At 71.3% G+C, this 16863-nt stretch carries 15 protein-coding genes; 4 read left to right on the plus strand and 11 right to left on the minus strand.

The window, feature by feature from the left end; all coding sequences use genetic code 11:
* Window positions 1-82 precede the first annotated feature (82 nt).
* The 6 genes from BLU84_RS14910 to BLU84_RS14935 form a co-directional block, all read right to left on the minus strand.
* Window positions 83-385, minus strand: a complete 303-nt coding sequence (locus BLU84_RS14910) for a DUF3247 family protein (protein ID WP_074869028.1) — start codon at window positions 383-385, stop codon at window positions 83-85.
* A 97-nt stretch (window positions 386-482) separates the two neighbouring features.
* Window positions 483-857, minus strand: coding sequence for a BON domain-containing protein (locus BLU84_RS14915; RefSeq protein WP_074868651.1), 375 nt, complete (start codon window positions 855-857; stop codon window positions 483-485).
* 99 nt (window positions 858-956) lie between these two features.
* A complete protein-coding gene (locus BLU84_RS14920) occupies window positions 957-1139 on the minus strand; it encodes a hypothetical protein (RefSeq protein WP_074868655.1) in 183 nt (60 codons plus the stop codon).
* A gap of 305 nt (window positions 1140-1444) precedes the next feature.
* On the minus strand, window positions 1445-1861 hold the full coding sequence (locus BLU84_RS14925; RefSeq protein WP_074868658.1) for a low affinity iron permease family protein: 417 nt from the start codon (window positions 1859-1861) through the stop codon (window positions 1445-1447).
* Entirely contained in the window at window positions 1858-2229 is a 372-nt protein-coding gene (locus tag BLU84_RS14930; RefSeq protein ID WP_083382620.1) for a hypothetical protein, read from the minus strand. Before BLU84_RS14930 ends, BLU84_RS14925 begins: the two co-directional genes overlap by 4 nt.
* 373 nt (window positions 2230-2602) lie before the next feature.
* Window positions 2603-7018 (minus strand): DEAD/DEAH box helicase, encoded by a 4416-nt coding sequence (locus tag BLU84_RS14935; RefSeq protein WP_074868661.1) that lies wholly within the window; start codon window positions 7016-7018, stop codon window positions 2603-2605.
* A 263-nt stretch (window positions 7019-7281) separates the two neighbouring features.
* Here BLU84_RS14935 and BLU84_RS14940 point away from each other — a divergent pair, with 263 nt between their 5' ends.
* The 4 genes from BLU84_RS14940 to cueR all read left to right on the plus strand — a co-directional run bounded on the left by BLU84_RS14940 (window position 7282) and on the right by cueR (window position 12004).
* Window positions 7282-7674 (plus strand): hypothetical protein, encoded by a 393-nt coding sequence (locus BLU84_RS14940; RefSeq protein WP_074868664.1) that lies wholly within the window; start codon window positions 7282-7284, stop codon window positions 7672-7674.
* A gap of 36 nt (window positions 7675-7710) precedes the next feature.
* Window positions 7711-8931 (plus strand): XVIPCD domain-containing protein, encoded by a 1221-nt coding sequence (locus BLU84_RS14945; protein ID WP_074868670.1) that lies wholly within the window; start codon window positions 7711-7713, stop codon window positions 8929-8931.
* A 92-nt stretch (window positions 8932-9023) separates the two neighbouring features.
* The gene (locus tag BLU84_RS14950) at window positions 9024-11504 is read left to right on the plus strand and encodes a heavy metal translocating P-type ATPase (RefSeq protein WP_074868674.1); all 2481 of its coding nucleotides are present in this window, start codon (window positions 9024-9026) and stop codon (window positions 11502-11504) included.
* Entirely contained in the window at window positions 11501-12004 is a 504-nt protein-coding gene (cueR, locus tag BLU84_RS14955) for a Cu(I)-responsive transcriptional regulator (RefSeq protein WP_267889182.1), read from the plus strand. Before BLU84_RS14950 ends, cueR begins: the two co-directional genes overlap by 4 nt.
* Window positions 12005-12159: 155 nt before the next feature.
* On the opposite strand, the gene BLU84_RS14960 is transcribed toward cueR, so the two are convergent.
* The 5 genes from BLU84_RS14960 to BLU84_RS14980 are packed head-to-tail and all read right to left on the minus strand — an operon-like array spanning window position 12160 to window position 16832.
* Window positions 12160-12915 carry an SDR family oxidoreductase gene (locus BLU84_RS14960; RefSeq protein ID WP_074868682.1) on the minus strand — a complete coding sequence of 252 codons (756 nt, stop codon included), beginning with the start codon at window positions 12913-12915 and terminating at the stop codon, window positions 12160-12162.
* 11 nt (window positions 12916-12926) lie between these two features.
* Window positions 12927-13685: a histidine phosphatase family protein gene (locus tag BLU84_RS14965; protein ID WP_074869035.1), complete on the minus strand. Its 759-nt coding sequence runs from the start codon at window positions 13683-13685 to the stop codon at window positions 12927-12929.
* Window positions 13682-14755 (minus strand): phosphotransferase family protein, encoded by a 1074-nt coding sequence (locus tag BLU84_RS14970; protein WP_074868684.1) that lies wholly within the window; start codon window positions 14753-14755, stop codon window positions 13682-13684. Before BLU84_RS14970 ends, BLU84_RS14965 begins: the two co-directional genes overlap by 4 nt.
* Window positions 14752-15591, minus strand: a complete 840-nt coding sequence (locus BLU84_RS14975) for an SDR family oxidoreductase (RefSeq protein WP_074868686.1) — start codon at window positions 15589-15591, stop codon at window positions 14752-14754. The genes BLU84_RS14970 and BLU84_RS14975 overlap by 4 nt, the downstream gene beginning before the upstream one ends.
* Window positions 15588-16832 (minus strand): acyl-CoA dehydrogenase family protein, encoded by a 1245-nt coding sequence (locus tag BLU84_RS14980; RefSeq protein WP_074868687.1) that lies wholly within the window; start codon window positions 16830-16832, stop codon window positions 15588-15590. Before BLU84_RS14980 ends, BLU84_RS14975 begins: the two co-directional genes overlap by 4 nt.
* Window positions 16833-16863: the final 31 nt, after the last annotated feature.

Consider the following 16863-nt stretch of genomic DNA (forward strand, 5'->3'; position numbering starts at 1 on the left):
GGCTTGGTTCACGTTTTCTCACCACGAGCATTGTCGCCAGCCGCACCGGCTTGCGCATTTTTCGACCGCCATCGAGCGACCTTCAATCGGTAAACGGCCGTTCCGACGAACGCACCGGCCGCACCCGCGCGATCTCGTCGATCCACAGATAATCGCTGCGGCCGCTGGCCGGGTCGTCGACGCGCACGACCGCGTTGATGCCTTCGCGGCCGTCCGGATCGAGAAACGTCTGCAGGCTCGGGCGCACCACGACCACCGCCGCGCGCCAGCTGCCGTCGATCAGTTGCAGGTCGATCAAACCTGCGTCGGGCAATTGCGCCACCAGCGCGCTGAGGCGTTCGATCTGCGCGGCGTCGCGGTAGACGCGGTCGGCGAGCTGGGTCATGGAACCTCCGTAATGGCGGTTGCGCCAGGCCGCGGCGGCGCGGGCGCGGCTGCGTCGCGCGGACATGCTGAGCGGCCCGGTCCGCGCGACGCACGGCTCACTTGCGCGAGTGCGACGCCAGCAAACCGCTGGTGTCGACCTTCTTGACGCCGTCGATGTTGCGCGCGATCGAGGCCGCCTTGTCGGCCTGCGCCTTGTCGACATGGCCGGACAGCTTGACCACGCCGTTGACGGTCTCGACCTTGATGTCGGTGCCAGGCACGCCGCTGGTCGCCATCAGTTCGGTCTTGACCTTGGTGGTGATCCAGGTGTCGCCGACCGGCTGCTGCGAATCGCCGGTCGCGGTGGCGGCGGGCTCCTGCATGCTCTGCGCATCCTGGGCGGCGTCGGCGCGGGTGTCGGCCGATTGCGCGGCGGCGCCGCCGGCGAAAGCCAGGCTGAGCGCGGCGGCGGCGATGAAGACGGTTTTCATGAGGCGTTCCTCCGAAAGAAGCAGCGCGCGGCTGCGAAAGGCGGTGCTGACTCGATGCTTGCGGATGCTTCGACGGCAACGGGCTCGACCGCGGCGGACTCAGTGATGGCCCTTGCGGCCCGATCCGGATTTCTTGCCGCCGTGGTCTTGCTTGTTGACCGTGCGCCAGGCGCGCTCCTCGGCTTCCTGCTTGGGCATGCCTTCCTTGCGGTAGCTCTCTTCGATGTGCTGGGCCTGGCGTTTTTGCTTGTCGGTGTAAGCCGATTTGTCGCCGCGTGGCATGCCTGTTCCTCCGATGCGGCAGGCGCGGATGAGAGCCCGCGGGATGGTCGCGCTTGGCGACGCTGGATGGACGCAGCGATGACACGGCATCGCGTTGTCGCCTTGCACGCTAGCGGCCGCGTGGTTAAGCGGCTCGAACCGCAGCGTTAAGACGAGGTCGCGGCTTCATAGGCGCGGCGTCACGGTCGCCGCAGCCGCGCGCCGCAAAAACGTCCGGGCCCGGCGGACATCGCTGCTATCGCAACGATGCCTGCCGGGCCCGGACAGTTTTCGCTTTCGGTTTTCGGCCGATACAGGCCGCGGCGCTAGCGCTCGGCGGAAACCCCGTCCGGCCGGCCGCGCCGCTGCGCTTCGTCGCGCGCCTGGCAGGCCAGGTCTTCATAGCGCTTGCGGAAGCGCTCCAGCGCGTCTTCGTCGAGCTCTTCCAGGTCGAGCAATGCGTTCTCGGCCTCGCGCGTGGCGCGGATCAGCTCGTCGAGCTTGATCTGCACCGCCGCCGCGTCGCGGTTCTGCGAGTTCTGGATCAGGAACACCATCAGGAAAGTAACGATGGTGGTGCCGGTGTTGATGACCAACTGCCAGGTATCGCTGTAGCCGAACATCGGCCCGCTGATGACCCAGGCCAGCACCACCAGCACCGCCAGGCCGAAACACAGCGGGTGGCCGGTGAAGCGCGCAGCGGCCTTGGCGCCGCGCTCGAAACCGCGGCGCACGGCGCTCATCGTTGGCCGCGCTCGCGTTGCAGCCGTTCGCAGGCCGCCGCGGCGACCGCGCGCGCGTCGTCCCAGTCCAGGCGCGAGGCGCCGTGCACGCGGCGATAGCGGTCGCGCAGCTCGTCCTCGCCTTGCGCGCGGTCCTCGATCAGGCTGCGCACGTAAGCGTCGAGGCCGAGCTTGACCGCCGGCTCGTAGTCGCTGAAGCGCAGGCCCGGGCGGCCGAACAGCGCGCGGTAGTTCGCGCGCCAATAGCTCAACTCGGAGTCCAGATCGACCGCGTCGCGCGACAGCCGCGTCGGCGCGACGGCGGTGCGGTGGCCGCCGGCGGCGGAGCCGCGGCGGGTCGACAGGCTGTGCGTAGAGTCCAGGCGCATCGGGTGTCCTCGAATGACTGCGGCGCGGGTACCGACCCGGCGCACAGAAGAAAGATCGCGAATGCGGCCATGAGCGGATCCGCATGCATCGTCGGCGATGCGTGCGCATGAGCGCATTCGCTCGTTCACGGCCCCCGCGGACCACCTTGCCACTGCGCCGCGCGAAGAGCGTGTCGATTCGGCTCATGCGCGTTTTTTTCGAGTTCAGTTTCGCAAACACCATGGTGGCGCAGGCACAGCTGCGAATGCGACGAAACGCATCGTCGACAAAGATTGCACGCAGATCGCGCACATCGCTTTACGTTTTCTTCGCATCCGGCGGAACTGCGTCGCGCTTTGGCGCTGAATCGCTCAGCCGCGACCGCCGGTCGCCTCAGCGCGCGCCCAGGCCCAGATTGCGCATGACCTCGTCGATGCGCGAATCGGCCGCGACCACGCCGGGACGCCGCAACAACAAGCGCTGCACCTCGCGCTGCGCATCGGCGGGCAAGGTTTCGATCCATTCCACCTGCCCCGCCAGCAAGCTCGCCACCGCGACGCCGTCGCGAAAGGCGATGCGCGCGCCGGGAATGCGCGGCACCTTGGCCCCGGCCAGCACGCTGCCGGTGAGGTTGAGCGGATCGGCCGCCGACACGCACACCACTTCGCCGTCGTGCTCGCGCTGGCGCACCTGGCGCAGCGCGCTGACCGCATCGGGCAAGGCGTACTGCTCGCCGGTCATGCCGCTGACGAAGCGCCCGCCGCGGATCTCGCCGCGCGCTTCCAGGCGCCGGTACACGCGCAGCAGGTCGCGCCACGGCGGCAGCCATGCCGCTTCGCGCTGGATCAGGCGCCAGAACACCACGCCGTAGCGCTCGAGCAGGCGCCAGGCGATGTGTTCGACCGACTCGGCGACCTGCGCGGACGCCTGCGCGGCCTCGCCCGGCAGCGAAGGTTCCGGCCGGGTCAGCGACCAACGGCCGGCGTCCTGCAGATCGGTCAGCAGCGCGCGGCGGCGGCGCTGGCCGTGGCTGCTGGCGCGCTTGGACGGCGGCACCAGCAAGGCGCGCAGGCCGGCGTAGCTGTCGCAGGTGATGCGCCCGCGCACCACCAGTTCGCCCAGCGCCTCTTCCAGTTCGGTGCGCAGCAGGTGCGCGGAGCGTTCGAGTTCGTCGAAGAACGAAGCGCCGCGCGCGGCCAGGGCGTCGAGCACGCGTTGCGCGCGCGAGGACACCGGCGCCGGGTCGGCGTTGCGGCCGGCGGCGCATTGCCAATCGGCCAGCGCGCGCCGCGGCAGCAGCACGATCGGGGTCTGGCGCACGCTCGGCACGCCCTGCGGCACCGCCGCTTCGGCGCCGGCGGCGGCGCTGTGCGGGCGCAGGCGCGCCCAGGTCACCCGGCCGGCCGCGCACAGTTCGTCGAGCCAGCCGGATTCGTAATCGCCGATGCGCGCCGGCAACAACTCGCCTTCCCACACCGAGGCCGGCGCCTCGAAGCCTTCCAGTTGCTCCAGCACCGCCTGCAGCGCCTGCGGGCCGCTCATGCGCGCGCGCCGCGACAGCTTCTGCCAGTCGAACAGGAAGCGCGCGTAGTCGCGCGGCGCCACCGGCTCGATCTCGCGGCGCAGGCGGCCGACCGTGTAGCGGTGGATGCGCGCGAGCAGATGCCGCTCGCACCATTGCTCGGCGCCGCCGAGCAGGCTGTCGGGATCGAAACGGCCGCGCATGACGTAGCCTTCCGATTCCAGCCGCAACAGCGCCAGTTCCACTTCGCCCGGTTCGCGTCGCGCATCGGCGGCCAACGCTGCGACCGTGGTCGGGCCCAGCGCGGTCAGGCGCGAACGCAGCGCTTCGATCAAGGCCGCGTCCTCGCTCCATTCGGCCTGGGCGTATTCCTGCGGCACCTGCACCGCCGGTTCGGCGTGCGCCTGCGGGAACAATGCGCGCGCCTGCGGCAGGCCTTCGGTGGCGACCCACCACGCCGCGGCTTCGTCGCCCGTGCGCAGGCGCAGCGCGGTGGCGCGGCCGGCCTCGGTCAGCGCGCGCAGCCACGCGCTCCAGCCATGCGTTTCGGCCTCGTCCGTGGTGACGAAGCCCAGGCCCATCAGCGCCTCGTGCATTTCGTCGGCGTCGCGCACTTCCGGCCAGGCTTCCGCGCGCACCGCGTCGATCGCCTGCGGATCCAGCCGGCCCAGATCGTCGGCGCTGTCGGCCTCGCCGTAGCGCCGCGCCATCACCGCCTGGGTGCGGCGCTCTTCGAGCGGCGCGTCGTCGAGGAAGGCGTACGGCTTGGCGTTGAGCGCCTCGGCGGCGATCGGCGACGGGCCGGTGACGTCGCGGCCGAGCACGCGGATCTCGCCGGCCTCCAGCCGCCGCAGCATGCGCAGCCAGCCATCGCTGTCCATCGCCTCATACAGGCAATCGTGCAGGGTCTGCGCGACCAGCGGATGCTCCGGCACCTCGCGCTCGCCGGCGAGGTTCTCGGCGCAGGCGACCTGGTCGGGGAACACCGTCGCCAGCAGATCCTCGCTCTTCATCCGCTGCAACTGCGGTGCGACCTTCTTGCCGCCGACGAAGCGCGGCAGCGCCAGCGCGGTGGTGGCGACCCAGCGCCAGCGCGCGCCGAACAGCGGCGCGTCGAGCAGCGCCTGCACCAGCACGTCCAGCGCCGAGGCCGAATGCAGATAGCGCGCCACGTCCTCGAGTGGGAAGCTGTGGCTGGTCGACAGCGACAGCACGATCGCATCCTCGGTGGCCGCGGCCTGCAATTCGAAGTTGAACTTGCGGCAGAAGCGCTTGCGCAGCGCCAATCCCCAAGCCTTGTTGATGCGGCTGCCGTAGGGCGAATGGATGACCAGCTGGGTGCCGCCGGATTCGTCGAAGAACCGTTCGAACACCAGGGTCTCCTGGGTCGGCACCAGCCCCAGCGCCTGGCGGGTGCGGCCGAGATAATCGGCCAGTTGCAGCGCGCCGGCGGGATCGAGCGCGAACTCGTCGGCGAGCAGGCGCGCCGCGCCGGCGCTGTCGCCGGCGCGCTCGAACGCGGCGTCGGCGGCCGCGCGCAGGCGCGAGACGCTGAGCGAGAGTTCGTCGCTGCGGCCCGGCGCTTCGCCGAGCCAGAACGGGATGTTCGGCGGCAGGCCTTGCGCGTCTTCCACCCGCACCCGGCCCGGCTCGACCCGCAGGATGCGGTAGCTGGCGTTACCGAGCTGGAACACGTCGCCGCCGATGCTCTCGATCGCGAAGTCCTCGTTGACGCTGCCGATCACCTGCGCTTCGGGTTCCAGCACCACCGCGTAGTCGCCGGTGTCGGGAATGGTGCCGCCGGACATCACCGCGGTCATGCGCGCGCCGCGCCGCGCGCGCAGGCGCTGGTGCACGGCGTCGCGATGCAGATACGCCGCGCGCGGCCCGCGCCGGGTGGTGAAGCCGTCGGCGAGCATGCGCACGATTTCGTCGAAGCGCTTGCGCTCCAGTTGCGCATACGGCCAGGCGCGGCGCAGGCAGGCGAGCAGTTCGTCCTCGCCGCAGTCGCGCATCGAGGCTTCGGCGACGATCTGCTGGGCCAGCACGTCCAGCGGCGCCGGCGGGATGCGCAAGGCGTCGAGCTCGCCGCGGCGCACGCTGTCGAGCAGCGCCGCGCATTCGACCAGATCCTCGCGCGAGGACGGGAACAGCCGCCCCTTGGGCACGCCGCCGACATGATGGCCGGCGCGGCCGACGCGCTGCAGGAACGCGGCGATGGCGCGCGGCGACCCGAGCTGGCAGACCAGATCGACATCGCCGATGTCGATGCCCAGCTCCAGCGACGCCGTCGCGACCAGCACGCGCAATTGCCCGCGCTTGAGCCGCTGTTCGGCGTCCAGGCGCAACTCGCGCGACAGGCTGCCGTGATGCGCGGCCACCGCCTCTTTTCCGAGCTTGTCGGCCAGGTGCTTGGCCGCGCGCTCGGCCATGCGCCGGGTGTTGACGAACACCAAGGTGGTGCGGTGCTGCTCGACCAGCGCGGCCAGGCGCGCGTACACCTCGTCCCATTGGTCGTGCGACATCACCGCGCTCAGCGGCGAGCCGGGCAGCTCCAGGGCCAGGTCGCGGCGCTTGTCGTAGCCGATGTCGACGATGGCGCAATCGGGCGTGCCGTCGGCGGCGACCGCCTCGGTGCCGACCAAAAAGCGCGCGACTTCGGCGATGGGCTTTTGCGTCGCCGACAGGCCGATCCGCACCGGCGGCTGCGGGCACAGTTCGCGCAGGCGTTCCAGGCTCAGGCTCAGGTGGCTGCCGCGCTTGTCGTCGGCCACGGCGTGGATTTCGTCGACGATCACCGAACGCACGGTGGACAGCATCGCCCGACCCGATTCGGAACCCAGCAGCACGTACAGCGATTCGGGCGTGGTCACCAGGATGTGCGGCGGGCGCTTGCGCATCGCGGTGCGCTCGCCGGCCGGGGTGTCGCCGGTGCGCACCGCGGTGCGGATGCCGGGGTCGGCCAGGCCCATGCGCTGCAGTTGTTCGGCGATGCCGGCCAGCGGCGCGTCCAGGTTGAGGTGGATATCGTTGGACAACGCCTTCAGCGGCGAAACGTAGACCACCTGGGTCTCGTCGCGCAGGCCGTGCTCGAGCCCTTCGCGCACCAGCGCGTCGATCGCGGCCAGGAACGCGGTCAGGGTCTTGCCCGAACCGGTCGGCGCGGCGACCAGGGTGTTGCGGCCGGCGCGGATGTTCGGCCAAGCCAGTTCCTGGGCGCGGGTCGGCGCCGGGAACGCAGCGCGGAACCAGGCGGCGATGGCGGGATGGAAGGCGTCTAGCACCATGGGCGGCGGCCTGCGGGCGACGGCGATGCGGGGAGAGTCCCGAAATGGGGGCGATTGTGGCATTGGCCAGCCTGCGGCCGCGCCGTCTCAGTCTGTGCGACTGAACGATTTACCGACCGGTCCTGCGACTGAACGGGGAGCGCGGCCGCGGGTTCCGCCCGCCTCCCCGCCGAAGCGCCACGTTACCGGCCCGCGATCACATTTTTTTACACCGGCCCGTCTTAGCTTCGAACCCGACGCTTCCCCGTCCCACCGAGCGCCGCATGAACGCGCCCCCCTTCCATCGCTATCGCCTCCCCGCGCTGATGCTGGCGGCGATGACAGGATGCACCGCGATGAGCACCCCGCCCGACGCCCGCTTCGACCCGCAACAGACCGCGCAACGCGCGCAGCAGCAACTCGGCGGCCTGCTGCCGCCCGGCACGCCGCTGCCGCAGGCGCGGCGCGACCTGTCGGCGCAGGGATTCGACTGCAAGGACGCCGCCGCAGGCCAAGGCGCGCTGCTGTGCACCTTGCAGCCGCCGCCGGCCGCGGCGACGACGCCGGTCACCGCCGCGCCGACGCCGGTCACTTGGCTGTTGACCGTGGACTCCAGCGACGGCCAGTCGGTCGCGGGCCTGCGCATCCAACGATTCCCGCCCGACCTCGGCCACTGACGCCGAAGGCGGCATCGACCCGACAGGAGGCCGGGCATGGCCGAGCAACCGCAAGCCAGCATCATCGTCGGCGCCAGCCCGGTCGCGGGCGGCCAGCGCCATACCTATTTGCTGTTCCAGCGCTCCGATGGCAGCCAAGTGGTGCTGCGCGGTGGGCCGGACGCGCGCGCCGAAGGCAACGACATCGGCAACCTGGTCGGCAGCACCGTGCTGGGCTCGGACAATTTCGGCCGGATCCGGGTCGACGCGGCGCCGTACGTGCCGCCTTACGACGCCTATTTCCAGCGCCGCGCCGACGGCCAATACCAGCCGGTGCCGGTCGCCGGCGCCGATCCCGCCGATCCCTCGCTGGCGCGCGATGCGCAGGGCCGGCCGGTGCGCCAGACCATGGTCGCGCCGGATTGGCCGCAACCGGGCGAGCATCACGAACGCCGCACGGTGTGGACCGGCACCGACGCCGAACTGGAGGCCAAGCTGCGCGCCGCAGGGCGCGCCGGCCAGCAGATCAACGACGCGGGGCTGGAGTATTCGCCGCTGTACAACAACAGCAACGGCGTCACCAGCAATCTCATGCGCGCCGCCGGGATCACCCCGCAACTGCCGCTGGGCGCCGACGGCAAGCCGGTAGGCGCGCCGAACTTCGGCCAGGACCTGTATCGCGACGTGGGCGCGTTGTCGAACCGCAGCGGCTACCACTTCAACGGCACGCAGTGGACCGGCGAGGACGGGCGGAAGATCCAGCCGCCGCATTCCGGCCAGCCGGTGGTGCCGCTCAATCCCAACGAGCGGCCGCCGCGCGGCTCGTTCGACATCAGCGCGTTGCCGCCGCAGGACGGCGACCGCGATGGGCGCGCTGCCGACATGCGCGCTCCTGGTCATCGCGACAACCCGATCTACCAACAGGCCTTCGCCGGCGTCCAGGGCCTGAACTGCGCGCGCGGCGACGACCCGCAAGGCCACGACCAACGGGTCGCGGCGGCGCTGGCGGTCGAATGCCGCGGCGCGGGGCTGCAACAGATCGCGGGCGTAACCCAGAGTCCCGACGGCACCCGCGCGTTCGCCCACGACCAGACCGACCCACGCGCGCCGTGGACGCTGCATGCGAACGTGGACATCGCCGTGGCCGCACAGCAACCGGTGGAACAGAGCAATCAGCGGCTGGCGCAGCTCAACGCCCAGTCCGACGCGGTCCGCCAGACCGCCGCCCCGGCCCAGAGCGCCGAGGAGCCCGGCCGCGGCGCCCCGCGCATGGCCTGAGCGGGCGCGGTCTCACGCCGCACATTCAACCTTGACCTTACCATCATGGGAAACCCCACCCTGTGCGGCATCGAGCCAAACGGGAGTCCCCCATGAACGCGACCGCCGTACCCAACCCTGCCCTGCAACGCCTGCGTTTCGATATCGCCGGCATGACCTGCGGCTCCTGCGTGGGCCGCATCGAGAAGGCCTTGCGCGCCCTGCCCGGGGTCGCCGAGGCCACGGTCAACCTGGCCACCGAAAGCGCCGAGGTGGCGCACGAGCCCTCGCTCGGCCCGGCCGAGATCGTCGCCGCGGTGACCGCCGCCGGCTACAGCGTGCCGACCCGCCAGACCACCCTGGAAGTCAGCGGCATGACCTGCGGCTCCTGCGTGGGCCGGATCGAAAAGGCGCTGCGCGCGGTGCCGGGGGTGATCGCGGCCACGGTCAACCTGGCGACCGAGCGCGCCCAGGTCGAGGCGGTGGGCGTGGTCGAGCCGGCCGCGCTGATCGCCGCGGTCGCCCGCGCCGGCTATCAGGCGCGGCTGCCCGGTGGCGACGGCCCCGGCAGCCCGGACGGCGGCGGCACGGCCGCGCACGACGCGAGCGGCGGCGCCGACCCCGCGCACGCCGGCGACATCGATGCGCGCGAAGCCCAGGCCCAGGCCGCGCTGTCGCGCCAGACCCGCCATCTGCTGATCGCCGCGGCGCTGACCTTGCCCCTGGTCGCGCCAATGATCGGCCTGCTGTTCGGCAAGCACTGGATGCTGCCCGGCTGGGTCCAGTTCGCCCTGGCCACGCCGGTGCAGTTCTGGCTCGGCGCGCGCTTCTACCGCGCCGGCTGGGCCGCGCTGCGCGCCGGCAGCGGCAACATGGACTTGCTGGTCGCGCTCGGCACCAGCGCCGGTTACGGCCTGAGCCTGTACCACCTGCTGCGCGGCGAGACGATGGCGCTGTACTTCGAGACCTCGGCCGCGATCGTCACCCTGATCCTGCTCGGCAAGTGGCTGGAAGCGCGGGCCAAGCGCCAGACCACCGCGGCGATCCGCGCGCTGCAGGCGCTGCGGCCCTCGCGCGCGCGGGTGCTGCGCGACGGCGGCGAACGCGAGATCGCCATCGGCGAATTGCGCGTGGGCGATCTGGTGATCGTGCTGCCGGGCGAGCGCATTCCCGCCGACGGCCGCATCCGCGACGGCCGCACCCACGCCGACGAATCGCTGATCACCGGCGAATCGCTGCCGGTGGCGCGCGGCGAAGGCGACAAGGTCACCGGCGGCGCGGTCAACGGCGAAGGCCGGATCGTGGTGGAAACCCTAGCCGTGGGCGCGGAAAGCGCGCTGGCGCGGATCATCCGCCTGGTCGAGGACGCGCAGGCCAAGAAGGCGCCGATCCAGCGCCTGGTCGACCGGGTCAGCGCGGTGTTCGTGCCGGTGGTGATCGCGCTGGCCGTGTTGACCCTGCTCGGCTGGGGCCTGTACAGCGGCGACTGGAGCCAGGCGCTGCTGCACGCGGTGGCGGTGCTGGTGATCGCCTGTCCGTGCGCGCTGGGACTGGCCACGCCGACCGCGATCATGGCCGGCACCGGCGTGGCCGCGCGCCACGGCATCCTGATCAAGGACGCCGAAGCGCTGGAGAACGCGCACCGCATCGGCATCGTCGCCTTCGACAAGACCGGCACCCTGACCGAGGGCAAGCCGGTGCTGGCGCAGTGGATCGCCGGCGACGGCGACCGCGCCGGCCTGCTGGCGCGCGCCGCCGCGCTGCAATCGGGCAGCGAGCATCCGCTGGCCCAGGCGGTGTTGAACGCGGCCGCGAGCGAACGCGTCGCCGTCGCCACCGCCGCGCAGGTGCGCGCGGTGCCGGGCCGCGGCGTGCGCGGCAACGTCGCCGGCGAAGCGCTGGCGCTGGGCAGCACGCGCATGCTGGAAGAAGCCGGCGCCGACCTCGGCGCGCTGCGCGCGCAGGCGCGCGAGCTGGCCGATCTCGGCCACAGCGTGTCGTGGCTGGCGCGCGAACGCCTGGGCGCCGCGCCGCAGGTGCTGGGCCTGCTCGCGTTCCGCGATGCGCCGCGTCCTGGCGCGCGCGCGGCGATCGCGCGCCTGCACGCGCTGGGCCTGCGCACGGCGATGATCTCCGGCGACCACGCCGGCGCCGCCAACGCGGTGGCGCAGCAGCTCGGCATCGACGATGTGCGCTCGGACGTGTTGCCCGAGCAGAAGGCCGCCGCCGTCGCCGACCTGGCCAAGGCCGGCGCGGTGGCGATGGTCGGCGACGGCGTCAACGACGCACCGGCGCTGGCCGCGGCCGATGTCGGCATCGCCATGGGCAGCGGCACCGACGTGGCGATGCAGGCCGCCGGCATCACCCTGATGCGCGCCGAGCCGGGCCTGGTCGCCGACGCCATCGCCATTTCCCGCCGCACCACCCGCAAGATCCGCCAGAATCTGTTCTGGGCCTTCGGCTACAACGTCGTGGGCATTCCGCTGGCCGCGTTCGGCCTGCTCGATCCGGTGTTCGCCGCCGCGGCGATGGCGTTCTCCAGCGTCAGCGTGCTCGGCAACACCTTGCTGCTGCGTCGCTGGAGGCCGGCATGAACGCCGCCGCGCCCTGGCTGAGGAGTTCCAAGCCGATGAACCGTCACGTTTCCGCGCCCGAACTGGCCCAGGCCAAGGCCGAGGGCCTGCACAACATCGGCGAGGCCGCGCAGCTCAGCGGGGTCAGCGCCAAGATGATCCGCCACTACGAGAGCATCCGTCTGATTCCCGAGGCCGGCCGCAGCGTCGCCGGCTATCGCCTTTATAGCGACGCCGACCTGCACCGGCTGCGCTTCATCAAGCGCTCGCGCTCGCTGGGGTTTTCGATCAAGCAGATCGAGACCTTGCTGGGGCTGTGGGACAACCGCTCGCGCGAGAGCGCCGAGGTCAAGCGGCTGGCGCTGGACCACGCCGCCGAGCTGGCCGAGAAGGTGCGCGAGATGCAGACCATGCAACGCACGCTGGAAGAGCTGGCGCGCCAGTGCCACGGCGATGAGCGGCCGGACTGTCCGATCCTGCAGGATCTGGCGGCGGAGTGTTGCGAGAGCGGCAAGGCGTAGCGGCGCGGTTCGCGCGTGTTGCGGTGGTCGGGCGTTGGCAGGGTTCGTCGTGGTTGGGTTGACGCGGTCGCGGCTCGCGCCGCTCCTACATGGGCTACCTGTAGGAGCGGCGCGAGCCGCGACCGCGACACCGCGAATACGGCGAAACCCACGCTTCAGTTGAGCCTGGCCACCCACGACAACGGCGCGCGCTTCATCCACCAGCCCACCGCCGCCCACGGCCACCACGGCACGTAGGCCTTGTTCTTTTCCTTCTCGATCGCGCGCGCCAGCAAACGGCAGCCGGTCGCCTCGTCGATGATGAAAGGCGTGTGCGCCGCCGGCGCGCCCTCGTTCATTTCGGTGCGGATGTAGCCGGGAAAGATCGTGCTGATCCGGATCGACGGCTTGCGCAGCATGTCGGTGCGGATGCCTTCGGCCAGCGCCGCGACGCCGGCCTTGCTCGCGGCGTAGGCGGTCAGCCCGCCGCGCAGGCCGCGCATCGCGCTCATCGAGGAAATCAGCACCAGATGGCCCTGACCTGCGGCGCGGAAGATTTCCATCGCCGCCTCGCACTGGGCCAGCGCGGCGAGGAAATTGGTCTCGACGATGGCGCGGTTCAGGGCGAACTGGCCCTTGCCGACCGGCGCGCCCTGGCCGATGCCGGCGTTGACCACGACCCGGTCGAGGCCGCCGAGTTCGTCGCGCAATTCGCCGAACACCCGGAACACCGCGTCGTGGTCGGTCACGTCCAGGCTGCGCACGGCCACGCGGATGCCGGGATGCTCGGCTTCGAGTTCGGTCTTGAGCGCTTCGAGCCGGTCCAGGCGCCGCGCGCACAGGGCGAGGTCGCGGCCGGCGCGGGCGAATTCGCGGGCCATGCCGCGGCCCAGGCCGGAACTGGCGCCGGTGATGAGGATGCGCTTGCGCATGACGGTCGGCCTCAGCGGTAAGTGATCAGGCCTTCGCGCGGGTACAGATGCGCGTGGCCGTTGAAGGTGGACAGGCGCAGGCCGCCTCGGGCGGCGTGCACCTGGGTGTGGCTGGCGTTGACCAGGGTCCAGCTCAGCCGCAGCGCCTGGTCTTCGGGCGCGTCGAGCAGCGCTTGCGCGATCGCGGCGATCGGGCCGCCGGAGGTGAAGATCCAGACGTTGCGCGCGCCGTCGGCCGCATCGGCCGCGGCCTGCACCGCGGCGAGGCAGCGCGCGCGGAAGCGCGGCCAGGGTTCGTCGTAGTCGCCGTCGCACTCGCCGCCGGCCCAGCGCTGCATCGCCGCGGCGAACAGGCTCTGGAAGGCGCGGTGCGGATCGCTGTGGGCCTTGAGGTCGGCGCGCAGGCGGGCGTGGTCGGCGTATTCGGGGCGATGGCGGGCGAGGATCTGGACGTGGTCGAACTCGTTCCAGCGCTCGTCGTAGGTGGGGGCCCTCACCCCAACCCCTGTCCCGCTCGCGGGAGAGGGGCTTGCTTGCGTCGGGGCGGCAAGTTCGCGATGGGCTGCGGCCATCGCGGCGAGGCATTCTTCGGCGGTTTCGCGATGCCGGCGCATGCCGCCGCAGACAACCCGGTCGCCCTCGCCCGCCAGCGGCGCCAGCGCCGCGCCGAGCAGGCGCGATTGCTCGCGGCCGAGCTCGCTGAGCCGGTCGTAATCGTCGGAGCCGAACGCGGCCTGGCCGTGGCGGATCAGGTGCAAGGTCGTGCTCATGCGCGGCCCTCGCGCGCGATCGCGCGGCGGCAGCGCCAATGCAGATAGTTCACCGACAGCCAGAAGCGCTTGAACGCCGGGTTGCGGGTCTGGCCGTGGTGATAGCGGTAATAGATCTGCTGGGCGATGGCCGACAGCCGGAACAGCCCGTAGACCTCGTAGAACGCCCAACTGCGCGGGCGCCAGCCGGTGCGTTGGCTGTAGTAGTCCATGACCTCGCGCCGGGTCGGCATGCCGGCCAGATGGGTCGGCTGGCGGCGCGTGTCGCGGGCGATGAAGTCGTCGTCGGCCTGGACCCAGTAGGCCAGCAGATTGCCCACATCCATCAGCGGATCGCCAAGCGTGGCCAGTTCCCAGTCGAGCACGCCGATCACCCGGGTCGGATCCTCGCGGTCGAGCACGACGTTGTCGAAACGAAAATCGTTGTGGGTCAGGCGGATGGTTTCCTCGCCCGGCAGGTTCTCGCGCAGCCAGGCCATGATCTTGCCGCCGCGCGGGACGTTCCAGGTGCGCGCATCGCCGTAACGCTTGCTCCAGCCCTCGATCTGGCGCTGCGCGTAGCCGGCGCCGGGCGCCAGGCCATCCAGGCCCGCCGCTCGATAGTCCACTTGATGCAGCGCGATCAAAGTGTCGAGCACGTTGTGCGCGAGCGCGGTCACGCGTTCGCGCGGCAGCTCGAATCCGGGCGGCGGGTTCTTGCGCAGGATCAGCCCGTCCAGCCGCTGCATCACGTAGAACTCCGCGCCGATCACCGCCTCGTCGGCGCAGTGCGCATGCATCTGCGGCACGAACGCGAACACCGGTTTCAGCGCCTGCTGGATGCGGAACTCGCGGCCCATGTCGTGCGCCGACTTGGCCTTCTTGCCGGCCGGCGGGCGGCGCAGGATCAAATCGTCGTTGGCGTAGCGCAGGCGATAGGTCCAGTTCGACGCGCCGCCGGCGTATTGGCTGATTTCCGGCGTCCCTTGCAGATGCGGCAGGCGCGGCTTGAGCCAGGCGTCGACCGCGGCCGCGTCGAGTTCCTCGCCGGCGCGCACCGGGCGCGCGTCGTCGCGGGCGGCCGCACTCATGCCGAGCGCGGCCCGTCGGCGGGCTGCGAACGCGCGCGCCCGCGGCCGCCGGCGCGGCGCATCGCCGCCTCGTACATCCGGTACGGCAGCAAGCGTTTGAGCAGCCAGAAGCGCTTGGCCGCCGGATGGGTGAGGATGCGGAACTCGCCGCGCGCCACGCCCTCGCGGATCAGCCGCGCGACCGATTCGGCGTCGATCTTGGATTCGTCGACCAGCTTCTTCATCCAGCGCGCATAACGCGGGTCGCGGGTGCGCAGGCTTTCGCTGAGGTTGGTGCGGAAGAACGCCGGGCAAGCCACGCTGACCTGCACCCCGTCCGCTTCCAGTTCGGCCTTGAGCGTTTCCGACAGCGCCACCACCGCGGCCTTGGTCGCGTTGTAAGCGCCGGCGAACGGCGGATGCACCAGCCCGGCCATCGAGGCGATGTTGAGCAGCGTGCCGCCGCGCTGGCGCTTGAGCATCGGGATGAAGGCCTTGCAGCCGCGCACCACCCCGAGCAGGTTGATCTGCACCATCCATTCCCAGTCGGCCAGCGGCATCGCCTCGACCGGGCCCATGTCGGCGACGCCGGCGTTGTTGATGATCAAGTCCGCGCCGCCCCAGTTCGCCTGCATCCACGCGGCCGCGGCCTGCAAATCCTCTTCGCGGGTCACGTCGCAGGCCAGGAAATGCGCGTCGGGCTGCAGCGCGCGCAAGGCCGCCAGCGCTTCTTCGCCGCGCGCGGCGTTGACGTCGCCGATCAGCACCCGCGCGCCTTCGCGCGCATAGCCTTCGGCCAGCGCGCGGCCCAGGCCGGAGGCGCCGCCGGTGACGAACACCCGCTGCCCCGCGCTCATGCCGCCTCCTGCTTGCGGCCCAGGCCGTACTTGGCCAGTTCCATCCGCGCCACCATCGCCCGGTGCACTTCGTCGGGGCCGTCGGCGATGCGCAGCGCGCGCGCCAGTACGAACAAGCCGGTCAAGGGCGTGTCGTGCGAGACGCCGGCGCCGCCGTGGATCTGGATCGCCTGGTCGACGATCTCCTGCAGCAGGTTCGGCGCGACCACCTTGATCGCGGAGATTTCGCTCATCGCCTGTTTCACCCCGAAGCGTTCGATCTTCCAGGCAGCGTACAAGGTCAGCAGGCGCGCCTGGTCGATGGCCATGCGCGCCTGCGCCACCCGTTCCAGATTGCCGCCCAGGCGCAGGATCGGCTGGCCGAAAGCCTCGCGCCCGGCGCCGCGGCGGATGGTCAGTTCCAGCGCGCGCTCGGCCGCGCCGATCGCGCGCATGCAATGGTGGATGCGGCCCGGGCCGAGCCGGCCCTGGGCGATGGCGAAGCCCTGCCCGGGGCCCTGGATCAGGTGATCGCGCGGCAGGCGCACGTTCTCGAAACTGACCTCGCCGTGGCCGTAGGGCGGGTCGTATTCGCCGAAGGTCGGCAGCATGCGTTCGATGCGGACGCCCGGCGCGTCCAGCGGCACCAGCGCCATGCCGTGGCGCGCGTGCGGCGCGGCGTCGGGGTCGGTCAGGCCCATGAAGATCGCCACCCGCGCATCGGGATGGCCGATGCCGGTGGACCACCACTTGCGGCCGTCGACGACGACCTCATCGCCCTCGATGCGGATCTGCGCGCGCATGTTGGTCGCGTCCGACGAGGCCACGTCCGGCTCGGTCATGCAGAACACCGAGCGGATCTCGCCATCGAGCAAGGGCCGCAGCCAGCGCGCTTTCTGCTGTTCGCTGCCGTAGTGATGCAGCACTTCCATGTTGCCGGTGTCGGGCGCGTTGCAGTTGAAGATTTCCGCGCAGAACTCGTAGCGGCCCATGGCTTCGGCCAGCGGCGCGTAGTCGAGCACCGACAGGCCGGCGCCGAGTTCGGCGTCGGGCAGGAACAGGTTCCACAGGCCGGCCTGGCGCGCCAGCGCCTTGAGCTCGGCGATGCGCGGGTGCACGCGCCAGGCGCGCCAGTCGGCGCCGGCGTTGAGTTCGGCGTTCTCGCGCCGGTAGCTCTGGTCGAACGGGGCGATGTGCTGGTCGATGAAGGCTTGCAGGCGCTGCAGATAATCCTGGCTGCGCGCGCTGGGGGCGAAGTCCATGGCCGAGAGCTCCGGACGCCGGGACGCTCCG

Origin of the sequence: Lysobacter enzymogenes (assembly GCF_900106525.1) — a bacterium.
GTDB lineage: Bacteria > Pseudomonadota > Gammaproteobacteria > Xanthomonadales > Xanthomonadaceae > Lysobacter > Lysobacter enzymogenes.

What these genes read in the sequence shown, in the direction of transcription:
- BLU84_RS14910 (WP_074869028.1), bottom strand. Translation starts at nt 385, where the DNA reads ATGACCCAGCTCGCCGACCGCGTCTACCGCGACGCCGCGCAGATCGAA.
- BLU84_RS14915 (WP_074868651.1), bottom strand. Translation starts at nt 857, where the DNA reads ATGAAAACCGTCTTCATCGCCGCCGCCGCGCTCAGCCTGGCTTTCGCC.
- BLU84_RS14920 (WP_074868655.1), bottom strand. Translation starts at nt 1,139, where the DNA reads ATGCCACGCGGCGACAAATCGGCTTACACCGACAAGCAAAAACGCCAG.
- BLU84_RS14925 (WP_074868658.1), bottom strand. Translation starts at nt 1,861, where the DNA reads ATGAGCGCCGTGCGCCGCGGTTTCGAGCGCGGCGCCAAGGCCGCTGCG.
- BLU84_RS14930 (WP_083382620.1), bottom strand. Translation starts at nt 2,229, where the DNA reads ATGCGCCTGGACTCTACGCACAGCCTGTCGACCCGCCGCGGCTCCGCC.
- BLU84_RS14935 (WP_074868661.1), bottom strand. Translation starts at nt 7,018, where the DNA reads ATGGTGCTAGACGCCTTCCATCCCGCCATCGCCGCCTGGTTCCGCGCT.
- BLU84_RS14940 (WP_074868664.1), top strand. Translation starts at nt 7,282, where the DNA reads ATGAACGCGCCCCCCTTCCATCGCTATCGCCTCCCCGCGCTGATGCTG.
- BLU84_RS14945 (WP_074868670.1), top strand. Translation starts at nt 7,711, where the DNA reads ATGGCCGAGCAACCGCAAGCCAGCATCATCGTCGGCGCCAGCCCGGTC.
- BLU84_RS14950 (WP_074868674.1), top strand. Translation starts at nt 9,024, where the DNA reads ATGAACGCGACCGCCGTACCCAACCCTGCCCTGCAACGCCTGCGTTTC.
- cueR (WP_267889182.1), top strand. Translation starts at nt 11,501, where the DNA reads ATGAACGCCGCCGCGCCCTGGCTGAGGAGTTCCAAGCCGATGAACCGT.
- BLU84_RS14960 (WP_074868682.1), bottom strand. Translation starts at nt 12,915, where the DNA reads ATGCGCAAGCGCATCCTCATCACCGGCGCCAGTTCCGGCCTGGGCCGC.
- BLU84_RS14965 (WP_074869035.1), bottom strand. Translation starts at nt 13,685, where the DNA reads ATGAGCACGACCTTGCACCTGATCCGCCACGGCCAGGCCGCGTTCGGC.
- BLU84_RS14970 (WP_074868684.1), bottom strand. Translation starts at nt 14,755, where the DNA reads ATGAGTGCGGCCGCCCGCGACGACGCGCGCCCGGTGCGCGCCGGCGAG.
- BLU84_RS14975 (WP_074868686.1), bottom strand. Translation starts at nt 15,591, where the DNA reads ATGAGCGCGGGGCAGCGGGTGTTCGTCACCGGCGGCGCCTCCGGCCTG.
- BLU84_RS14980 (WP_074868687.1), bottom strand. Translation starts at nt 16,832, where the DNA reads ATGGACTTCGCCCCCAGCGCGCGCAGCCAGGATTATCTGCAGCGCCTG.